Source organism: Streptomyces sp. NPDC018263 (genome assembly GCF_055562575.1).
Genome location: NZ_JBVHFA010000002.1, coordinates 866,974 through 886,822, shown reverse-complemented (window position 1 = coordinate 886,822; position 19,849 = coordinate 866,974). Strand labels below are relative to the sequence as shown.

Annotated in this window: 16 protein-coding genes; 9 read left to right on the top strand and 7 right to left on the bottom strand. The window is 71.1% G+C overall.

The genetic code is table 11. The features are described from left to right. Positions 1-1,840: 1,840 nt before the first annotated feature. Positions 1,841-1,993 (bottom strand): hypothetical protein, encoded by a 153-nt coding sequence (locus ACZ3HQ_RS08880; RefSeq protein ID WP_467508999.1) that lies wholly within the window; start codon positions 1,991-1,993, stop codon positions 1,841-1,843. A gap of 220 nt (positions 1,994-2,213) precedes the next feature. On the opposite strand from ACZ3HQ_RS08880, the gene ACZ3HQ_RS08875 reads away from it, so the two are divergent. The 3 genes from ACZ3HQ_RS08875 to ACZ3HQ_RS08865 all read left to right on the top strand — a co-directional run bounded on the left by ACZ3HQ_RS08875 (position 2,214) and on the right by ACZ3HQ_RS08865 (position 5,284). Next, complete coding sequence (locus ACZ3HQ_RS08875) at positions 2,214-3,731, top strand: catalase (RefSeq protein ID WP_467508998.1); 1,518 nt, start codon at positions 2,214-2,216, stop codon at positions 3,729-3,731. An 89-nt stretch (positions 3,732-3,820) separates the two neighbouring features. After that, on the top strand, positions 3,821-4,795 hold the full coding sequence (locus ACZ3HQ_RS08870; RefSeq protein ID WP_467508997.1) for an SDR family NAD(P)-dependent oxidoreductase: 975 nt from the start codon (positions 3,821-3,823) through the stop codon (positions 4,793-4,795). Between the two features lie 69 nt (positions 4,796-4,864). Continuing rightward, positions 4,865-5,284, top strand: a complete 420-nt coding sequence (locus ACZ3HQ_RS08865; protein ID WP_467508996.1) for a hypothetical protein — start codon at positions 4,865-4,867, stop codon at positions 5,282-5,284. A 63-nt stretch (positions 5,285-5,347) separates the two neighbouring features. Here ACZ3HQ_RS08865 and ACZ3HQ_RS08860 read toward each other — a convergent pair whose 3' ends face one another. Both ACZ3HQ_RS08860 and ACZ3HQ_RS08855 read right to left on the bottom strand, forming a co-directional pair. Further along, entirely contained in the window at positions 5,348-5,887 is a 540-nt protein-coding gene (locus ACZ3HQ_RS08860; protein WP_467508995.1) for a hypothetical protein, read from the bottom strand. Positions 5,888-5,969: 82 nt separating this feature from the next. Continuing rightward, on the bottom strand, positions 5,970-6,500 hold the full coding sequence (locus ACZ3HQ_RS08855) for a MarR family winged helix-turn-helix transcriptional regulator (protein ID WP_467508994.1): 531 nt from the start codon (positions 6,498-6,500) through the stop codon (positions 5,970-5,972). A 39-nt stretch (positions 6,501-6,539) separates the two neighbouring features. On the opposite strand from ACZ3HQ_RS08855, the gene ACZ3HQ_RS08850 reads away from it, so the two are divergent. Further along, a complete protein-coding gene (locus tag ACZ3HQ_RS08850; protein ID WP_467508993.1) occupies positions 6,540-7,451 on the top strand; it encodes an EamA family transporter in 912 nt (303 codons plus the stop codon). Here the strand turns inward: ACZ3HQ_RS08850 and ACZ3HQ_RS08845 are convergent. Beyond that, the gene (locus ACZ3HQ_RS08845; protein WP_467508992.1) at positions 7,448-8,368 is read right to left on the bottom strand and encodes an oxygenase MpaB family protein; all 921 of its coding nucleotides are present in this window, start codon (positions 8,366-8,368) and stop codon (positions 7,448-7,450) included. The genes ACZ3HQ_RS08850 and ACZ3HQ_RS08845 overlap by 4 nt on opposite strands. Before the next feature lie 169 nt (positions 8,369-8,537). On the opposite strand from ACZ3HQ_RS08845, the gene ACZ3HQ_RS08840 reads away from it, so the two are divergent. Next, positions 8,538-9,092 carry a DinB family protein gene (locus tag ACZ3HQ_RS08840; protein ID WP_467508991.1) on the top strand — a complete coding sequence of 185 codons (555 nt, stop codon included), beginning with the start codon at positions 8,538-8,540 and terminating at the stop codon, positions 9,090-9,092. 107 nt (positions 9,093-9,199) lie between these two features. On the opposite strand, the gene ACZ3HQ_RS08835 is transcribed toward ACZ3HQ_RS08840, so the two are convergent. Further along, a complete protein-coding gene (locus ACZ3HQ_RS08835; protein ID WP_467508990.1) occupies positions 9,200-11,749 on the bottom strand; it encodes a GH32 C-terminal domain-containing protein in 2,550 nt (849 codons plus the stop codon). A 408-nt stretch (positions 11,750-12,157) separates the two neighbouring features. Between ACZ3HQ_RS08835 and ACZ3HQ_RS08830 the strand changes: the two genes are divergently transcribed. From ACZ3HQ_RS08830 to ACZ3HQ_RS08815, 4 genes are all read left to right on the top strand, one after another. After that, a complete protein-coding gene (locus tag ACZ3HQ_RS08830) occupies positions 12,158-13,180 on the top strand; it encodes a substrate-binding domain-containing protein (RefSeq protein WP_467508989.1) in 1,023 nt (340 codons plus the stop codon). Positions 13,181-13,295: 115 nt separating this feature from the next. Next, positions 13,296-14,291 (top strand): ABC transporter permease, encoded by a 996-nt coding sequence (locus tag ACZ3HQ_RS08825; RefSeq protein ID WP_467508988.1) that lies wholly within the window; start codon positions 13,296-13,298, stop codon positions 14,289-14,291. Further along, on the top strand, positions 14,288-15,124 hold the full coding sequence (locus tag ACZ3HQ_RS08820) for an ATP-binding cassette domain-containing protein (protein WP_467508987.1): 837 nt from the start codon (positions 14,288-14,290) through the stop codon (positions 15,122-15,124). The genes ACZ3HQ_RS08825 and ACZ3HQ_RS08820 overlap by 4 nt, the downstream gene beginning before the upstream one ends. Before the next feature lie 57 nt (positions 15,125-15,181). After that, a complete protein-coding gene (locus ACZ3HQ_RS08815) occupies positions 15,182-16,207 on the top strand; it encodes a LacI family DNA-binding transcriptional regulator (RefSeq protein ID WP_467508986.1) in 1,026 nt (341 codons plus the stop codon). On the opposite strand, the gene ACZ3HQ_RS08810 is transcribed toward ACZ3HQ_RS08815, so the two are convergent. Then, the gene (locus tag ACZ3HQ_RS08810; RefSeq protein ID WP_467508985.1) at positions 16,191-16,469 is read right to left on the bottom strand and encodes a glutaredoxin domain-containing protein; all 279 of its coding nucleotides are present in this window, start codon (positions 16,467-16,469) and stop codon (positions 16,191-16,193) included. The genes ACZ3HQ_RS08815 and ACZ3HQ_RS08810 overlap by 17 nt on opposite strands. A gap of 89 nt (positions 16,470-16,558) precedes the next feature. Then, entirely contained in the window at positions 16,559-19,840 is a 3,282-nt protein-coding gene (locus ACZ3HQ_RS08805; protein WP_467508984.1) for a TIM-barrel domain-containing protein, read from the bottom strand. Positions 19,841-19,849 lie beyond the last annotated feature (9 nt).

Here is a 19,849-nt window from a genome sequence, read left to right as displayed (position 1 = left end):
CTCCGGACCGCCCCCACACGCCGCCGTACGGGACTGCGCCGCCCGCTGCCGGGGCGGCAACGGATCCTCACCCCGCCCCAGCCGGTCCCGCACATCCGCCACCGTCGCCGGCGACAACCCCGCCCGCCGCGCGATCTCCCGCAACGACACCCCCGGCTCCTCCCGCAACAACCGGCACGCCACCTCCCGCGCCCGCGCCGACCCCGAACCCACCGCCCGCGCCCGCCCGTCCCGCCCCACCCGCACCACCGGCACCACCGCCCCGCACTCCCGCCGCACCTGAGCCACCTTCCGCGCCGACAACCCCGCCACCGCCGCCACCGCCCGGTCCGACCACTCCGGCCGCCCCACCACCAACCGCTCCGCAGCCGCCACCCGGTCCCCCACCGGCAACGCCCGCCCATGCCGCACATTCACCGCCACCGCCAGCAACGCGGCATCCTCCACCCCACCCTCGAAAAACCGCACCGCGATCCGCTCATCCCCCCGCAACCGCGCCGCACACAACCGGTGCACCCCGTCCACCACCGTCATCGACGCCCGATGCACCACAATCGCCGGCCACCCCGACACCGACTCCGCCAACTCCCCCACAAACCCCTCATCCACCCCACCACCCCGCGGCGAGAACCCCACCCCCAACACCCCCACCAACACCCACACCGGCTCCCCCCCGATCCCCTCCCACAACCCCCTCACATACTCCGAACCCTCCACACCCACCGACCCCACCACCGGACCCACACCCGCACCCGCACCCGCACCCACCACCGGCCCCACCTCAGACCCCGCCCCAGAACCCACACCCACCACCCGCCCCATCTCAGACCCCGCCCCAGACCCCACACCCGCACCCGCACCCGCACCCACCGGCCTCAACCCCACACCCACCGACCCCAACCCCGCCCCAGACCCCGCACCCGCACCCGCACCCGCACCCGCACCCGGCGCCGACTCCACCTCAGACCCCACACCCACCCCGCTCACACCCCAGCCCCCTGCCACCCCGAATCATCCAAACCCACCACCACAACCCCCAACCCAGACCCAGCCGACCCCGCCGACCCAGCCGACCCCGCAGACCCCGCAGACCCCGCAGACCCCGCAGCAGAAACCACCGACAACGAACCAGACCCACCACCCACCACCGGAGCCAAAGCCGCCGCAGCACCCACCACCCCACCCCAACCCACCACAACCACCACAACCATCCGCACAACCCAACCCACCACCACAACCACCCCTCCCCCAACCCACCACCCGGACACCCACCACCCTCCCCACCCACCCCCACCCACAGAACCCCCCACCCACCAGCCAAACCGGCCCTGACCTACACAGGCCAACACCCCACAACCGGCACAGAGACACGAGTGACAAGCGCGCAGAGAGAGCACAGACGTGGCCCGGAGCGACGACGACCGGCCAAGAGCCAGCGGTGGAGGCAGGAGCGTCCGGTAGCCGCTCCCCGAGGTAGCGGGCGTGCCGGGGGCCGAGGGGGCAGGTCTGCCCGCTACCGAGAAGGCCATGCCAGCCCGGCCGGTCGCCGCCCGCAGGTCGGAGTCCCGCCGGCCCGCATGAACGTCGGCGCCTTCAGCGCCAGGGCCATCACCAGGAGGGCGACGGGCAGCAGGTACGGGAGGCGCGGCCTCACCGCGCCAACCCGGCATCCTGGTTGAAAAAGGGGAGAGCTGGATACGGCCTTCCAGGTGTCCGGGTTCACCGGCCCCCGCAGCGGCATGAGCGGACTCCCTGCCCGGCGTTCGCGGAGCGCCAGTAGCACGGCGGCTGCCAGGACCACCCCGTATGCGGCCAGGATTTCGCCCACCGTCCAGCCCAGTTACCGCCGGCGATCCGTGTGGCGCGGCTTTCCGCCGCCGGGACACAGCGGCAAGGTCCGCACGATGCCCAGCGCGCCGATCGCCAGGTCGAGCAACAACACCGAGTCCCAGCCGAAAGCGCTGAGTGCCGCACCCACCTCACGGATGAACACTCTGCGCACCGACGACGTGGAGCTAGCCCTGGCCGCAATCGTCGGCGCCCCGGACCCCCGCTGCCGAGGCCGGAACTGCACCCACCCAGGTCATCCCGCCCCCGCCCACGTTTGCCACCCCCCACCCCCGGTCATCCGGTACCCCTGAGCCCATACAACCGTCGGCCCGGCATACGGCCCCCGTCGGTTCCGGCGCTTTGGAAAGGAACCGCGAACCACCATGACCGACACGCCCCGCACCACCACCGACTCCGGTGCCCCGGTAGAGAGCGACGAGCATTCGCTCACCGTGGGACCCGCCGGGCCGATCCTGCTCCAGGACGCGTACCTGATCGAGCAGATGGCCCAGTTCAACCGCGAGCGCATCCCCGAGCGGCAGCCGCATGCCAAGGGCAGCGGGGCGTTCGGGTACTTCGAGGTGACGGGGGACGTCACCCCGTACACGAAGGCGGCCGTGTTCCAGCCCGGTACCCGTACCGATCTGGTCGCCCGGTTCTCCACCGTCGCCGGGGAGCGCGGGAGCCCGGACACCTGGCGTGACCCGCGCGGCTTCGCGGTGAAGTTCTACACCAGCGAAGGCAACTACGACATGGTCGGCAACAACACCCCGGTGTTCTTCGTGAAGGACCCGATGAAGTTCCAGCACTTCATCCGGTCCCAGAAGCGCCGCGCCGACAACAACCTGCGTGACCATGACATGCAGTGGGACTTCTGGACCCTCTCCCCCGAATCGGCGCACCAGGTCACCTGGCTCATGGGCGACCGGGGCGTGCCGCGCACGTGGCGGCACATGAACGGCTACACCTCGCACACGTATATGTGGATCAACGAGGCGGGTGAGGAGTTCTGGGTCAAGTACCACTTCAAGACGGACCAGGGCATCGAGTTCTTCACCCAGGACGAGGCCGACCAGATGGCCTCCGCCGACACGGACTACCACACGCGTGATCTCTTCGAGCACATCCGGGACGGGGAGCACCCGAGCTGGACGCTGTACGTGCAGATCATGCCGTACGCGGACGCCGCCGAGTACCGCTTCAACCCGTTCGACCTGACCAAGGTGTGGCCGCACGGCGACTACCCGCTGATCGAGGTCGGCCGGATGACGCTGAACCGGAACCCGACGGACAATCACGCGGAGATCGAGCAGCTCGCGTTCCAGCCGAACAACTTCGTGCCGGGCATCGGGCCGAGCCCCGACCGCATGCTGCTGGCGCGGCTCTTCTCCTACGCCGACGCGCATCGCTACCGCATCGGCGCGAACTACGCCCAGCTCCCGGTCAACGCGCCGATCACGGACGTCCACACGTACTCCAAGGACGGCGCGATGGCCTACCGCAAGACCAGCGACCCGGTCTATGCCCCGAACTCCAAGGGCGGCCCCGCCGCGGACACCGCCCGGTTCGGTACCCCGCCGACCTGGCACACCGACGGTGACATCACCCGTACCGCCTACGTCTCGCACGCGGAGGACGACGACTGGGGGCAGGCCGGCACGCTCGTCCGTGAGGTCCTGGACGACGACGCCCGCGACCGGCTCGTGGACAACGTCGTGGGCCACCTGCTGAACGGCGTCACCGAGCCCGTGCTCGAGCGCGCCTTCCAGTACTGGTCCAACATCGACCCCAAGATCGGCGCGCGGATCGCCGAGGGGGTGCGTGCCAAGGCCGGCGAGAAGGACCCGAAGGCCGCGGACCAGGGCAACCCGGCCCGCAGCGACATGCAGCGCAAAGCCTGACCGCCGCCCGCCGGGCGCCCCTCCCCCCGTCCGCGGGGCGAGGGGCGCTTCGCCGTGTGAGGACGGCGCGTACGGGTACTGCGGAGGCCATGAGTGTCACCTCCCTGATCGACACCGCCCTCGACCGCTCCGTCGTCCTCGGTTACGGATGGCCCGGACTGCTGCTGCGCAAGGCGCTGCCGGACTGGCCCGACGGGCCCGGACGGATGGACGGCAAGGTCGTTCTCGTCACCGGCGCGGGGTCCGGGGTCGGGCTCGCGTCCGCCGTGGGCTTCGCCCGGCTGGGCGCCTCGGTACGGGTGCTGGGCCGTAACCAGCAGCGGGCCGAGGAGGCCGCCGCGCTCACGCGGGAGCAGGCGGGCGACGACGTCGACGTACGGCCTGTCGTGTGCGACGTCAGCAGTCTGGCCGCGCTGCGGGACTTCACCACGCGGTTCCTGGAGGAGGAGGACCGGCTGGACGTGCTGGTCAACAACGCGGGGGTGATGCCGGACGAGCGGCAGTACAGCGTGGACGGGGTGGAGCTGACGTTCGCCACGCATGTGCTCGCGCCCTGGGTGCTGATCGAGGAGCTGACGCCCCTGCTCGCGCGCTCCGCGCCCTCGGTCGTGATCAACGTGACCTCGGGCGGGCAGTACGGGCAGCAGCTCCCCGCCGGTGACCCCGAGTCCGAGGAGACGCGGTACAGCCCGAAGAAGTTCTACGCCCGGACCAAGCGGGCCCAGGTCGTGGTCACCGAGAAGTGGGCGGAGCGGCTGCACGATCAGGGTGTGCATGTGCACTCGATGCATCCGGGGTGGGCGGACACCAAGGGGGTACGGCAGTGGCTGCCGGTCTTCCGGGCGGCGACCCGGCCGATCATCCGGAGCCCCGAGCAGGGGGCCGACACGATCGTGTGGCTGGGTGCGGCTTCGGAGGCCACCGAGAGTGACGGGCTGTTCTGGCACGACCGCCGGCCCCGGCCGACTACGTATCCGATCGGGGCGGCCGGGGATTCGGAGGAGGCGCGGGAGGAGCTCTGGGAGTACGTCAGTTCACTGGCACACGGTGAACGGTCCGCCTAGCGCGGGGGCCTTCGGCGTCCAGTGCTGTGACCGTCACCGACCATCGGGCTGTCCTGCGATGATCGGTGAATGAGCGAGCGTGAGTGGCAGGCGTTGACCAAGTCCGAGGAAGCCTTCATGGTCAATTCGTATGAGATCGACATCCTGGCTGGTGTCTGGGGAGATCTCGACGATGCCGATCAGTCCCGGCCGGTGAACGAGCTGGCAGGGATCTTGCTCACTCTCATCGATCGTGGGTGGATCGAGGTTCGTCGAGTCGCGCCGTGGACGTCCCCGTCCGGGGGGCGGGGCCTGCAGCCCGGGGAACTGGTGCCTCGTGATCAGCTTCTGGCAGTCCTGGGGGACGCGGCCAACTGGGAGTATCCGGATGACGGCAACTGGATCGGTGCGGTGACCCTGGTGGAAACCGAAGCGGGTAAGAGGATCACCCGCCTTTCCCCCGAGGAACAGGCCGAGCAGGGCTCCGTGATCGACGGCCTCGCCGGATGAGCGGAGGGGTGCCGGGCGTTCTGGTCGCGCCGGCGCAGATCACCGCCCGATGAGCGTTGCCGGTCACCGCACCAGTGACCGGGCGAAGCCGGCGAGGGTGGAGAAGCCGTTCTCCTGTAGGCCGATTCGTGGGTTGACGTGGTGCAGGAGCCCGGGCCCTCGATGGTGGGCGGAGACGTAGGTCTCGTCCAGTTCGCTCTGTTCGTCGTCCACCCAGGCGAAAGGACGGCCGCTCGCGTGGGCCACCAGCGGGGCGGTCTTCCAATGGACTCCATCGGGGCGTTCCTGGAGCAGCGCGTCGCCGAAGTCGACGAACGGAAGTTCCGGAAGGCCGAGCACCGGTGCGATCCACCGATTGGCGTCGTTCATCCATGTGGTGGCCCAGCACAGTTCGTAACCCAGGCGGAGCAGGGATCGTCCGTGCTCCGGGTTGAGCCATATCCGCAGGGGGCGCCGCCGGGACGGGAGGCTCCTGCCCTCCTCATGGGACTCACCGTCCCTGGGCACTCTGAGTGTGCTGTACCCGTCGGGCCGCCTTGTCGGCTTGGCCGCGTAGGGGTTGAGCGGGCCGTCCACGTCGAGGAACAGCAGTGGTCGGTTCACGCTCTCCCCCGTGTCCTGATCCCGTCGGCTGCTTCGAGAAGCGTAGCCGCAGAGATCGGCGCGGCGGTGGGGCGGGCGCGGGTCAGTGGTGTCGGTCCGTCGGGGTGCTCGGCGGCTCCATTCGTGCCAGCCACGTCTTCAGCAGGGGCTCCAGGGCGGCTGCCTCGGCCGGGGAAAGCAGGTCCAGCAGGCGGCGCTCGTTCTGCATGTGGGCGGTGAACGCCTCGTCGATCAGGTCGTGGCCCGGCGTGGTGAGGGCGACGATTCGGGCGCGTTGGTCGTCGGTGGAGCGGCGGCGGGTGACGAGGCCGGCGCGTTCGAGGCGGTCGAGGCGTTTGGTCATGGCGCCGGTGGTGACCATGGTGTGGGCGGCGAGTTCACCCGGAGCCCGCTCGTACGGGGCGCCGGCTCGACGCAGGGCGCACAGGACGTCGAACTCGCCTTCGCTGAGCCCGTAGCGGCCGTAGACGAGGCAGAGTTCCTCGGTGATGCGGGCGGCCAGGCGGTGCAGGCGGCCGATCACTCCTTGCGGAACAACATCGATCTCGGGGCGCTCGCGGTGCCACTCGGCCTGGATGCGGGCCACATGGTCCAGGGGTTCGTCATGTGCCATGGGTCCATTTTAGCTTCCACGGAAGCTATATTGACTTCCATGGAAGCTAATGTGCGGTGGGTGGCGCTGACGGCGGTCGCGCCGGTGGCGTGGGGTGCCAACTACTACGTCACCCACGAGTACCTCCCGGCCGATCACCCGCTCTACGGGGCCGCCTTGCGGGCACTGCCCGCCGGTCTCGTCCTGCTCGCCCTGTCCAGGAAACGTCCGCGCGGCGTGTGGTGGGGGCGGTCCGCGCTGCTCGGGCTGCTGAACACCAGCGTCTTCTTCGTTCTCGTCTACGCCGCCTCGCAGCTTCTCCCGACGAGCGTCGCGTCGACCGTGATGGCTCTCTCACCGCTGACGATGATGCTGATCGCCTGGCCGCTGGTGGCCGAACGCCCAAGCGTTCGGCGGCTGTTCGGTGCGGCCGTCGGTCTCGGCGGGGTCTGTCTGATGCTGCTGACCGGAGCGGACGGCGTGAGCCCGCCGGGGCTGCTCGCCTCGGCCGCCGCGATGCTGGTCTCCGCGTTCGGTCACGTACTGACGAAGCGGTGGGGCAAGGGCACCGACGTGCTCGCCTCCACCGCGTGGCAGCTCACGGCCGGCGGTCTGCTGCTGCTTCCCGTCGCCGTTGCTGTGGAGGGCCCGCCCCCGGCGTTGACCGCCACCTCTGTCCTCGCGTTCGGTTACGTCTCGCTGATAGCCACGGCCCTGGCCTTCGTCGCGTGGTTCACGGGGCTTCGGCATCTGCCCGCGGGCACGGTCGGACTGGTCGGGCTGCTCAACCCCGTCACCGGGACGCTGCTCGGCACGGCGGTCGGTGGAGAGATGCTGGCGGCACAGCAGTGGTGCGGGCTCGCGCTCGCCCTGGCCGGCGTCGTCCTGGGCCACCCCTCGGAGAAGGGCCGGCGAGCACCGGACCCGGCCGCGCCGGTTCCTGCGTCCGGACGCGACGCCCTCCGATGCTAGGCGCGTCGATGCGGTGGCGGGGGCAGGAGCCATCTGATCAATGCCGTCACCCCTGTCCCGGCCGGTCCCACGCACCAGCGTTCGGTGCGGGGCAGGACCGGGAGGCCCAGTTGGGCGCGGGACCAGGCGGGGAGGAGAGAGACGGCTGCCGCACCGAGCAGGAGGTACGGGGGGAGGACCGGGGTGGGGAGGGGTGGACTCAGGAGGATGTAGTGGACTGCTTCTCGGGTCTGGGGGGTCAGGCGTAGTTCGGGGCGGTACGAGTCCAGGCGGGCGTGGAGTTCTCGCACCGTTGTCGGGGGGTTCTTGATGCCGAGGGCAGTGGCGACCCTGGCCATGTCGGCCACGTACGCGTCCCGGCCCGCCGCGTCCAGCGGGTGTTGGCCGTAGCGCTGGTGGGCCGTGAGGAAGCAGTACGCCTCGGCGCTGTGGACCCAGGCCAGGAGGTGGGGGTCGGCGGCGTGGTACGGCTCGCCGTCCGGTGTGTGGCCTCGGATGTACTCGTGGACGGCTCGTACGCGATCGACGGCTCGCTGGGCGTCGTCCGCCGCGCCGTAGGTGGTGTACGCGAGAAATGTGCTTGTGCGGGCGAGGCGGCCCCAGGGGTCGTTGCGGTAGTCGGAGTGGTCGGCCACCGCCGTCATCGCCAGGGGGTGCAGGGACTGCAGGAGCAGGGCGGCCAGGCCGCCGGGGAACATGGACGCGTCGCCGTGGACCACGCGGATCGGGCGGTCGGGGGCGAACCAGCGGGGGCCCGGTGTGCCGTGGACGCGGCGCCTGCTCTCCGGGCCGTCGGGGCCGGCCACCGCGCGGAAGAGGGCGTCGCCGACGCGTCCGCGCAGGCCGGGGCGCGGCGCCGCCGCGGCCGTGACGTCCGGGTACGGTCGCGTGCGCGCGGGTGGGGAGTGGTCGACCATCGCCGTGCCCCTGTCCCTCGACTCTTCTCGAGTGAACACCCGCGGGGCGTGCGATGCCAGTCGCATCGTTACTGCGTCGCTTTCGGGTAGCAGGTCACCGGACGGACCGCCGTCGCTTGGAGAGAATTTCAGTGGCGCGGCGGAGGGGTGCACCACGAGCATGCGACGCATGACTGAGCAACCCGCGCGATGGACCGAGGCGACCGTCTATCCCGACATGTGGGCCGATCCGGATGACGACCCGCGTGAAGGGCCCAGCCCTGAGGGCGAGTTGGCGACCATCCAGGACTTCCTGACGAACTACCGCCACACCCTGCGGATGAAGTGCGAGGGTCTCGACGCGGCGCAGCTCGCGCTCCGGTCGGTCCCGCCCTCGACCATGTCGCTCCTCGGGCTCGTCCGGCATCTCGCCGAGGTGGAGCGGGACTGGCGGAACTGGATCAGCGACGACGAGCCACTGCCGAAGCTGTACGGAGTCCGGGACGCGGACTTCGACGGCGCTGTCGGCGAACAGGCCGCGGTGGACGCCGCGTTCCGGGATCTGGAACGTGAACAGGCGGCAACGGACGCCGCGTTGGCCCAGCATGCGGACCTGGGGACGCGGGTCGGCAAGGAGAACATCGCCGTACGGGAGTTGATGGTGCACCGCGTCGAGGAGTACGCGCGACACTGCGGGCACGCCGACCTGTTGCGGGAGCGGATCGACGGGAGGGTGGGGCAGTGAGCGCCCGCAATTGCCCGCCCGCCGCGCGATCGAGTTGATCAACCGGCCGTATCCGTAGCGAGCGTCCCGACCGGGCACCCGAGGCATGAGGGTGCCCGGCCACGACGTCACTTCCGGTACGAGCCGACCTGCCGTACCGTCAACCGGTCCAGCTTCGCCGAGCCCTCCTCGGCGAACACCTGGACCCCTTCGGAGGCCGGGTCGGGGAACACCAGGTCGGTGATGGTCGCCTCGCCGTCGCCCCCAAACACCTCGACCGAGGACCAGTCGACGAGTATCCGGAGCCGGACCTTGCCGTCGCGCGGCTTCAGCGGGGCGCGCTGTACTCCGGGGAACGACGGGCCGAAGTCCGTGACGCCGGAGCGGGTGCGGTCGACGTACATCTCGCCGGTCGTGCGGTCGTAACCGACGACCGTCTCCTCTCCCCCACTGCCCGTGCGGACCTTGAGGCCGAAGCGGGCGGCGTCGCGGACGGAGAAGGTGGCCTCGATGTCGAGGGCCTTGCCCTTGGCGGGGAGGGGGCGGGTGGTGTCGGTGACGGTGAGGTCCGTCGTCGTGATGGGCTGCCGCCACAGGGTGGAGAGGGCCGGTACCGGCTCGCTGGTCAGGCGGGCGCGGCCGTCGACGGTGCGGAGGGTCAGGCGGCGGGGGACGGTCTGGGCGCTGCGCCAGGGCGTGGTGGGGGTGGCGCCTGCGTAGTCGAGGCCGGCCATCCAGCCGATCATGTACCGCCGGCCGTCGGGGGCGTCGTTCCAGGTCACGGCCGCGTAGTGGTCCTTGCCGTAGTCGACCCAGGAGGCACGGTCGACGGCGGAGCGGGCGGGGGCCTGGGCGGCGGTGAAGCTGTCGGCCATGATGTGGCCCCAGCCGCCGGTGTTGCGGTCGACCAGTTGGACGCGGGCGGTGCGGCCCTGGTAGGGGCGCAGGTCGAAGGAGGCCCAGTCCATCGCCTCGCTGTCGGGGCCGGTGACGCTGCGGACGACCTGACCGTCGACCAGCAGGTTCACCGCCGTCTCGTCGGTGAGGCCCTGGGCGCGGGTGTCCGAGAGGACGAGGTGGTCGACGTTGAGGTGGCCCCAGCGGCCGGTGTTGTCGTCCACGATTCGGATGCGGGCGCGTTGACCTCTGAGGTCGCGGACGTCCCAGGAGGCCCAGTCGAGCGCCTCGGCGTCGCGGCCGGCGGTGGTGCGTACCGTGCGGCCGTCGACGACGAGTTCGACGGCGGTGCGGTCGGCGGAGGCGGCGGAATGGTTGCCGCCGCCCACGAGGAAGTCCAGGTAGTTTTTGTCCAGGGTGAACTCGGGCGAGGTGAGCGTGCCGGTGGCTGTGTCGCCGCCCCGGTAGGTGTTGACCAGGCCGTCGCCGAGCCAGCCGGAGACCTGCTGCTGGTCGGGGAGGGTACCGGTGGCCGGTGCGGTGCCGAAGGCGTCGCCGGTGGCGGTCCAGTCGCGGTACGTGCCGCCCTCGAAGTCGGCGAGGACGGTTCCCTCGGGGGCGGGGCCGCGCTCCACCGCGGTGCCGGGTTGGTGCGGGTGGCGTCCGCCGCCGACCTTGAAGTTGAGGTACGGGGTGCTCACCGTGAAGCCGGGTGAGGTGAGGGTGCCGGTGCTCGGGTCGCCGCCGTGGAAGCTGTTGGCCAGGCCCTTGCCGTCGAATCCGGTGACCGTCTGCTGGCCGTCCACCGCGCCGGACGCCGGTCCGCCGCCGAAGGCCGTGCCGGTGGCCGTCCAGTCGCCGAAGCCGGCCTCCTCGAAGTCCTGGACCACGGTGCCGGACGGCGGGGTGTAGCTGCCGTCGTCGTCCGGGGTGAACCGGGTGCCGTCGAAGTCGCCGGTGAAGTACTGGGTGCCCGAACCGCCCGCCACCGCACCGGGGTTGACGTTGGTGACCAGGACCCACTTGACCTTGCGCGGGTTGCCGTCGACGGCGAGCGGGAAGAGGTCCGGGCACTCCCAGACGCCGCCGGTCGCGCCCGCCGGGCCGAAGTCGCTCAGTAGCTTCCAGTCCTTGAGGTTCTTGGAGGTGTAGAAGCGGACCTTGCGCTCGGTGGACAGCGCGACCGTCATCAGCCAGCTCCTGGTCGGCGCGTACCACTGGACCTTGGGGTCACGGAACTCGGTGGAGCCGATGTCCAGTACGGGATTGCCCTGGTACTTGGTCCAGGTGCGCCCCCGGTCGGTGCTGTAGGCGAGGGACTGGGCCTGCTTGCCGCCGTCTCTGAAGGCGCTGGTGTAGACGGCGACCATCGGCGGGTTGTCCGGGGTGCCGAAGCCGCTGGTGTTGTTCCGGTCGACGACCGCGCTGCCGGAGAACACCATCTCCTTCTCGTCGTGGGACAGCGCGAGCGGGAGCTGCTTCCAGTGCACGAGGTCGGTGCTCACCGCATGGCCCCAGGACATGTCGCCCCAGGAGTTGCCGTTCGGGTTGTACTGGTAGAAGAGGTGGTATTCGCCCTGGTAGTGGACGAGACCGTTGGGGTCGTTCATCCAGTTCTTCTCGGGGGTGAAGTGGAACTGGGGGCGATAGGTCTCGGTGTAGGGCGGTGCGTCGGCGGCGGCCGCCGGCGGGGTGAGCGAGGTGGCCGCCAGGGCGCAGGCGGACAGTGCCGCCGCGATCAGCCAGGCGAGGGCGTGCCGCGCTCCACGTACCAGGCTCATGACATCTCCTGTGCTGCGGTCGGCCCCGCGGCGGAGCGTGACGCGCGGGGCGCACGGGTCCGGGATGAAGTGGGCAGGCCGCCGGTGCCGTCGTCGTCCCTGGCGTCGGCGGGAGATGTCATCGTTGACTCATGTCATCGATGACAGCGAGCGGGTGCGTCGATGATGCGGCAGGCATGAAGGCGCGTCAACGGTTCGCGCGCAGGCGTTCGTTGGCCGGTTCCCGGCGTGTGGCAGAAGCCGCTTACGTTGCCGATTTGTGACAGGCACAGGGCATTGACGGCGCCCCGAGGGGCCGTCCATAGTCCTCGCCATGCCGTGTCAACGATGACATAAGTCAACGATGACACCTCGGGACGGCATGCTCCGATGCCGGCCGCGCCGCTCGCAATCCCGCAGGAGTCACTCATGTCTCGCAATGCTCGCCCGCATCTGTCCCTGCTGAGAGTCGCCGCGTGTACGGGCGCTCTCGCCCTGGCCCTCACGGCGTGCGGCTCCGGCTCCGGAGCGGGGTCGTCCAAGTCCGGGTCGGGCGGGATCAAGGTCGGGCTGATCACCAAGACCGACACCAACCCGTTCTTCGTGAAGATGAGGGAGGGCGCGGAGAGGTCGGCCAAGGAGAACGGCGCCCAACTGCTCACGGCCGCGGGCAAGTTCGACGGCGACAACGCCGGCCAGGTCACCGCGGTCGAGAACATGGTGGCGTCCGGGGTGAAGGGCATCCTGATCACGCCGAGCGACTCCAAGGCGATCGTGCCCGCGCTGGCGAAGGCTCGCGCCAAGGGCGTGCTGGTGATCGCGCTGGACACCCCGACGGAGCCGCAGAGCGCGGTGGACGCGCTGTTCGCCACGGACAACCTGAAGGCGGGCGAGCTGATCGGCGCGTACGCCAGGGCGGCGACGAAGGGCAAGAAGGCGAAGATCGCCACCCTGGACCTGGCGCCGGGCGTCTCGGTGGGCGTGCAGCGGCACGACGGGTTCCTCAAGGGCTTCGGGGTCGGCGCCAAGGACCCTTCCGTGGTCTGCTCCCAGGACACCGCCGGTGACCAGACCAAGGGGCAGACGGCGATGGAGAACTGTCTCCAGAAGGAGCCGGGCATCAACGTCGTCTACACGATCAACGAGCCCGCCGCGCTGGGCGCTTACACCGCGCTGAAGGCGAAGGGCCGGGAGAAGGACGTACTGATCGTCTCCGTGGACGGCGGCTGCACCGGTACCAAGGCGGTCAAGGACGGGAAGATCGCGGCGACTTCGCAGCAGTACCCGCTCAAGATGGCCGCCGAGGGCGTGAAGGCGGTGGTGTCGTACGCCAAGGACGGGAAGAAGGCGTCCGGTTACACCGACACCGGGGTCACCCTGATCACCGACAAGGCGCAGTCCGGGGTGGACGCGAAGGACACCGCGTACGGCCTGGACAACTGCTGGGGCTGAGCCCACTGTTCCCCTGACCGGGCGGCCGGCCCGGCCACTCCCCCGCCGGTCCGGCCGCCCCTGCTCTTCCCCTTGAGTCCCCGACCTCCGCCAAGCCCTTCGACAAGGACGTCGTATGACCGCCACGACCACGCCGTACGCCGGGCTCACGGCGCCGAGCACGGCGCGCCGACTGCTCACGGCTCCCACCACCGGTCCCCTGGCCGCCCTCCTGATCGCCTGCGCCTTCTTCTCCTTCTCGACCGACCAGTTCCTGACCGGCGGGAACTTCTCGCTGATCGTGCAGCAGGTCATGGTCGTGGGCACGCTCGCCATCGGGCAGACCCTGATCATCCTGACGGCGGGGATCGACCTGTCCTGCGGGGCGGTGATGGCGTTCGGCAGCATCATGATGGCGCGGATGGCTGCCGAGGGTTCGCTGCCGCCGCTGCTCGCCATCGGTCTGGGGCTGCTGGTGTGCGCCGGATTCGGGCTGCTGAACGGGGTGTTGACGGAGAAGATCCCGCTGCCGCCGTTCATCGTGACCCTCGGCATGCTCAACGTGGCGTTCGCGCTGACCCACATCTACTCCGAGGAGCAGACGGTCACCGAGCTGCCGGGCCCGCTGACCGCGCTCGGCGGCACCTTCCCGCTCGGCCACACCGACATCACCTACGGGTCGCTGGTCACCATCGCCCTGTTCCTGCTCTTCGCCTACGCGCTGAGCGGCACCGGCTGGGGTCGGCACGTGTACGCGCTCGGCAACAGCGTGGAGGCGGCCCGGCTGAACGGCGTCCGCACCTCCCGGCTCACCATCGGCGTGTACACGGTCGCCGGACTGCTGTACGGGGTGGCGGCGCTGCTGCTCGTCTCCCGTACCGGCGTGGGTGATCCGCAGGCCGGGCAGACCGACAACCTCGACAGCATCACGGCCGTGGTCATCGGCGGGACCTCCCTGTTCGGCGAACGCGGCTCGGTGCTGGGCACGTTCATCGGTGTGCTCATCGTCGGGGTGTTCCGCAACGGCCTCCAGTTGATGGGGGTCGCGTCCATCTACCAGACGCTGATCACCGGGGTCCTGGTGATCCTCGCGGTGACCGTCGACCAGATCTCCCGGAAGAAGGCCCGATGACCGCCGCCGACTCCCCCACGCCCGTCCTCCAGGCCCGCGGTCTCATCAAGCGCTACGGCCAGGTGACCGCGATCGACGGCGCCGACTTCGATCTGCTGCCCGGTGAGGTGCTCGCGGTGATCGGGGACAACGGCGCCGGGAAGACCAGCCTCATCAAGGCGCTGACCGGCGCGATCGTGCCGGACGCGGGCGAGATCCGGCTGAACGGCGAGCCGATCCGGTTCACCGGGCCGCAGAGCGCCCGCGCGCACGGCATCGAGACGGTCCACCAGGATCTCGCGGTGGCCGCCTCGATGGACATCGCGTCCAACATGTTCCTGGGCCGGGAGCTGCGCCGGCCCGGTGTGCTGGGCAGTGTCTTCCGGATGCTGGACAAGAAGCGGATGCGGCAGGAGGCCGCCGAGCACATGGCCGATCTGAAGATCGGGCTGCGCTCGCTCACCCAGGCCGTGGAGACGCTCTCCGGCGGGCAGCGCCAGGCGGTCGCGGTGGCGCGGTCGGTGGCCTGGGCGCGCAGCGTCGTGGTGATGGACGAGCCGACGGCCGCGCTCGGTGTGAAGGAGTCCGGCCAGGTGCTCGACCTGATCCGGCGGGTCCGGGACAGGGGACTGCCGGTGGTGCTGATCAGTCACAACATGCCGCACGTCTTCGAGATCGCGGACCGCATCCACGTACACCGGCTGGGGCGCCGGGCGGCGGTGATCAAGCCGTCGGAGTACTCGATGGCCGAGGTGGTCGCCATCATGACCGGGGCGCTCACGGTGGACGGGAGCGGAGGTACGGTCGTCGCGGACTCCGAGGCCGCGAAGGCAGCCGGGGTCCAGGCCACCTGACTTCCACGGCCCGGGGGTTCCCGGCCGGAGCCGACCAGCACAGGAGACGTGTCCCGCATGGCCGCGAACCGCCGCCCCACCCTGGCCGACGTCGCCCGCGAGGTCGGGGTGAGCGCCAAGACGGTCTCCCGTGTCCTCAACGAGGACGGGCCCGCCTCGGCGCGGACCCGGGAGCAGGTGCTCGCGGCCGTGGCACGGCTGGGTTTCCAGCCGAACCTGATGGCCCGCAACATCCGGGTGGGCGGCCCGGACACCACGATCGGGCTGGTCGTGCCGGACCTCGGCAACCCGTTCTTCGGGGCGGTGGCGGGTGGCATCGAGGACCGGGTGCGCGAGCGCGGGCTGACGCTGCTGATGGGGTCTTCGGCCGACGATCCGGACCGGGAGCGGGCGCTGACGGACAAGTTCCTGGCCCGCCGGGTCAGCATCCTGATGGTGGTGCCGTCGGTGGGCGCCGACCACGCCCACTTGCGCCCACACCGGGCGGTGGGACTGCCGGTGGTGTTCGTGGACCGGCCGGGGGCGGGGCTGGCGACGGACTGCGTGGTCAGTTCCAACCGCGAGGGCTCCCGTGCCGGGGTGGCCCATCTCGTGGGGTACGGGCATCGCCGGATCGGGTTCGTCGGCGATCTGCCCACGAAGCTCTACACCCGCCGGGAGCGGCTGGCCGGGTACCGGGAGGCGCTGCGCGACGCGGGGCTGCCCGACGACCGGCTGCTGGTCGCCGGCGCCCACGACCAGCACGACGCGGGCGAGGCGACGGCCCGGCTGCTGGCCCTCCCCGATCCGCCGACCGCGCTGTTCGCGGGCAACAACATCGTGGCCCTCGGTGTGGTCGCGGAGTTGGCCCGCAGTGGCCGCAAGGACGTGGCGGTGGTCGCGTTCGACGACGTGGCGCTCGCGGAGGCGCTGGAACCGGCGTTGACGGTGGTGGCGCAGAACCCGGAGGAGATCGGCCGTACGGCGGCCGGCACGGCACTGGCCCGCCTGGACGGCGACCGCTCGCGCGCCCGGACGGTCACGGTGCCGACCCGGCTGATCGTGCGGGGGTCGGGCGAGCAGCGGGTCAGCGCGCCTGCCTGAGCAGATGCGGGGCGCGCAGCCGGACGGCCTCGCGGATCTGCTTCATCGAGGGGTTGACCATCGCTTCGCCGGCCACGGTCACGGTCGGCACGGTCTCGTTGCCGTCGGCCACCATGCGGACGAACGCGGCCGCGTCGGGGTCGCGCCAGATGTTGACCTCGGTCCGCGGCAGCCGGGCGAGCCGCAGCCGGAGCCGGAGCTTGATGCAGAACGGGCACAGCGGCCGCCAGTAGACGACCACGCCGTCCCGGTAGTCGGTCACGGTCTTCCCCTCCGTCGGCGTCGTTCTGTCCGAGCGTAGTGGAGGGCCCGCGCGGAGTTCGCGCGGGCCCTCCTGCCGTTCGGATACGGCTAGTTGAAGCCGACGGTCACCGGCTGACGGACGCTCGTCCTCGGAGTGGTGATCTTCAGGGTGTGGGTGTTGGTGTCCCACTGCCAGGCGGAGGGGGCGAGCGTGGCGCCGTTGGAGGTGACGCGGGCCGGGGGCCCGGTGAGGCCCTGGAAGGTGACCGTCCAACTACGGCGGCTCGGCAGGCCCTTGTAGGTGCCCTGGGTGGGGGCGATGCGCAGGGTGTGCCCGGTGTAGCTGATGCGGGTGGTTGCCGAGCGGTGGCGGGCGGGGGTGCTGACGCCGTCGTCCTCGTAGAGGGTGAAGGCGCCCGGCGCGCCGGTGGCGACGGTGACGCCGACCTGGTCCAGGGGGGTGCCGGAGTCGTGGGCGGCGTCGCCGGCGCGGGTGGCGACGATGCCCCCGGCGCGGACGAACACCGGCATGGTGTCCAGGGTGGTCGTCACGTCGTACGTGCTGCCGCCGCTGCCCGCGGTGTAGGTGCGGCCGGTGAAGTAGTCGGTCCAGGTGCCCTCGGGGAACCAGACCGAGGTGGTGGTGCTGGTGCCGGGTGTGGTGACCGGCGCCACCAGCAGGTCGGGCCCGTACAGGTACTCGCTGCCGGCCCGGGTGTAGGCGGCCTCGTCCTCGGGGTGGTCCAGGTAGAGCGGGCGGACGAGGGGGACGCCGGTGGTGGCGGCCTGCTGGGCGAGGGTGTACGTGTACGGCACGAGGGACTCGCGGAGCCGCAGGAACTTGGTGGCGGAGTCGCGGGCCGCGTCGCCGTACTGCCAGGGCAGCCGGTCGCTGTGGTTGCTGTGCAGGCGGTCGATGGGCTGGAAGGTGCCGAACTGGACCCAGCGGGCGTACAGGTCGTCGGGCAGCTTGGTGGTGCGGTGGGTGCGGCCGTCGTCGGTGGTGTAGGTCTCGGCGCCGGCGATGCCGTGCCCGTCGTTGTGGCCGCCGATGTCATGGCTGATGGCGGCCATGCCGGTGGCGGCGGACTCACCCGGTGTGTAACCGACCTCGGCGCTCAGGGTGCCCCAGGTGGAGGAGGTGTCGCCGGAGAAGTGGAGCGTGGTGCGCTTGTCGGCCCAGGGGCCGGTGGGCAGCCCGACGCCGCCGCTGTAGCCGCCCGCCTGGAGGGAGCCGTAGGCGCGGGAGAGCACGAAGGGACGCTCGGCGGTCTCGGCGGTGAGACCGGCGTACTGCTGGTTGATCCAGGCGTCCGGGGTGACACCGGGCTGCGAGGAGCGGGAGGCGTCGCAGCACCAGTCCAGCCACCAGAAGTCGTTCCCGGCACGGTCGAAGGGGCGGTGCAGCTCGAGGTACGCCTTGAGCTGGTCGGGGTCGCCGAAATCGAAGGTACGGCACTCGGACCCGGCCGAGCCCGCGCAACCGCCCTTGCTCAGCTTGCCCTTGGCGGTCTGCTGGGCCCTCGCGTACTGCGGGTCGGACTCCAGGATGCTGGGGTGCACGTTCAGGGTGTTGTGCAGGCCCTGCGCGGTCGACCAGTCGAAGAAGCCCTTGGGGTCGGGGTACTTGGCCGGGTCGAAGTTCCAGCCGCTCCAGGTGTTGGGTGCCTTGAAGTCGGTGTCGGTGACGAGCACGTCCAGCGGGACCCCGGCCGCGCGGAAGGCGGGCAGGATGGTGTCCTGGTAGTCCTTCGCGGTGCGGTCGATGTACTCGGAGTACCAGACGCCGTAGGCCCAGCGGGGCAGCAGCGCGGGCGGGCCGGTGAGGGTGGCGAGATCGGTGAGGCCCTGCTTGTAGTCGTGGCCGAAGCCGAAGAGGTAGCCGTCCTGGTAGGGCTTGCCGGCGTGTCCGGCGCGCGGGGCGGCCTTGCCGGTGCGGGCGTCGTAGACGGCGGAGGGGGTGTCGTCCAGCAGGTGCCAGCCGTCGCGGTGCAGCAGGCCGGGCGTGGTGCGGGGGCTGGGGTCGTGGTCGCCGTCGAGTCCGTCGAGGCTGCGGCGGTAGCCGCCGAGGGCGAGGTGCGGCTCCGGGGTGGGGTCGGCCGTGGCGGTGACGCCGAGGGTGTCGACGTTGACGTGGCAGCTCGTGGCGTCGGGGCAGGCGAGGGTGACGTCGTTGGCGCCGGCCTTCAAGACGACGGTGGTGGAGGCGGTCTGCCAAGTGTCCCAGTTGTCGGTGGGGTCGAGGGTGAGGTTCACCGGGGCGCCGGTGCCGGGACGGACCGCCACCGTGCGCTTGTCGTGGCGGCCGTCGCCGCCGGTGCCGTTGGCGTAGCGCAGGTGGAGGCGGTAGGTGCCGTCGCGGGGGACGTCGACCACGCGGCGGGTGAGGGAGGCGTCCTTGTTCAGCTCGGCGGCGAAGCCGTCGCCGGAGTTCCCCCGGTGGTCGGTGGCGATGACTGCGGAGCCGGCGAGGAGGCCGTCCTCGGCCTCGCAGTTCGTGCCGAACGCGCAGGCGGGGACGGCGGTGCGGTCCCGCGCCGGGTGGTCGGCGCCCGGCTTCACCAGGGCCGTGCTGTCGATGTTGACGTTGCCGGAGTCGGCGGCGGTGCGCTGGAGCCGTACGGTGTGCGTTCCGGCGCCCAGGTTCAGGGGCAGCCGGGCCACGCTCCAGGTGTTCCAGTCGGCGGTGGCGGGGAGGTTGAACGTCCTGCTGGCGCCGCCGTCCACGCTGAGACTGAGGGTGCGGGTCTCGCGGCGCCCGTCCGAGCCGACCGCGTTGGCATAGCGGACGGTGAACTCGTAGGCGCCGGCTTCGGGTGAACGTACGTCCGTGGTCAGCGAGTTGTTCGTGACGTCGAAGCCGGCGAGGAAGCCCTTGCCGGTGTACCCGGTGTGGTCGGTGGCGACGCCGGGGCCGTCGTGGAGCTGGCCCTCGGCCTCGCACAGGGTGCCGGTCGCGCAGTCGGGGCGCTGCCAGGGGCTCGCCTGCACCTGCTTCTGCCCGGCCTTCAGGCGGACGGTGAGGTTGTCGGCGGTGAAGGGTCCGGAGCCCAGCTTGTAGCGGAGGGTCAGGGCGCTGGTGGTGACGGTGAGGACGCCGTCCTTGACGGAGGAGGTGTAGGCGGGCGGGGTGAAGGCGCCCCGGCCGATGGCGTTGAAGGTGGCGCCGTCCTCAAACTTGTCGTCCCCGGCGTACTCGGTACGGATCAGGGTCGGGGACAGCACCTGGAACCGGGCGCCCGGCACGGTGACGGTGGCCGGGCGGGCCTTGGCGGCCTGGGTGGCCGCGTCGGCGCCGACGGGGGCGAGCGCGACGCCCGCGCAGGCCAGGGCGAGGGCGATGACCGGTCCGCGCGGCGGGCGGAGGGTACGGGGGAAGGGTGGTCGCACGGCACGCTC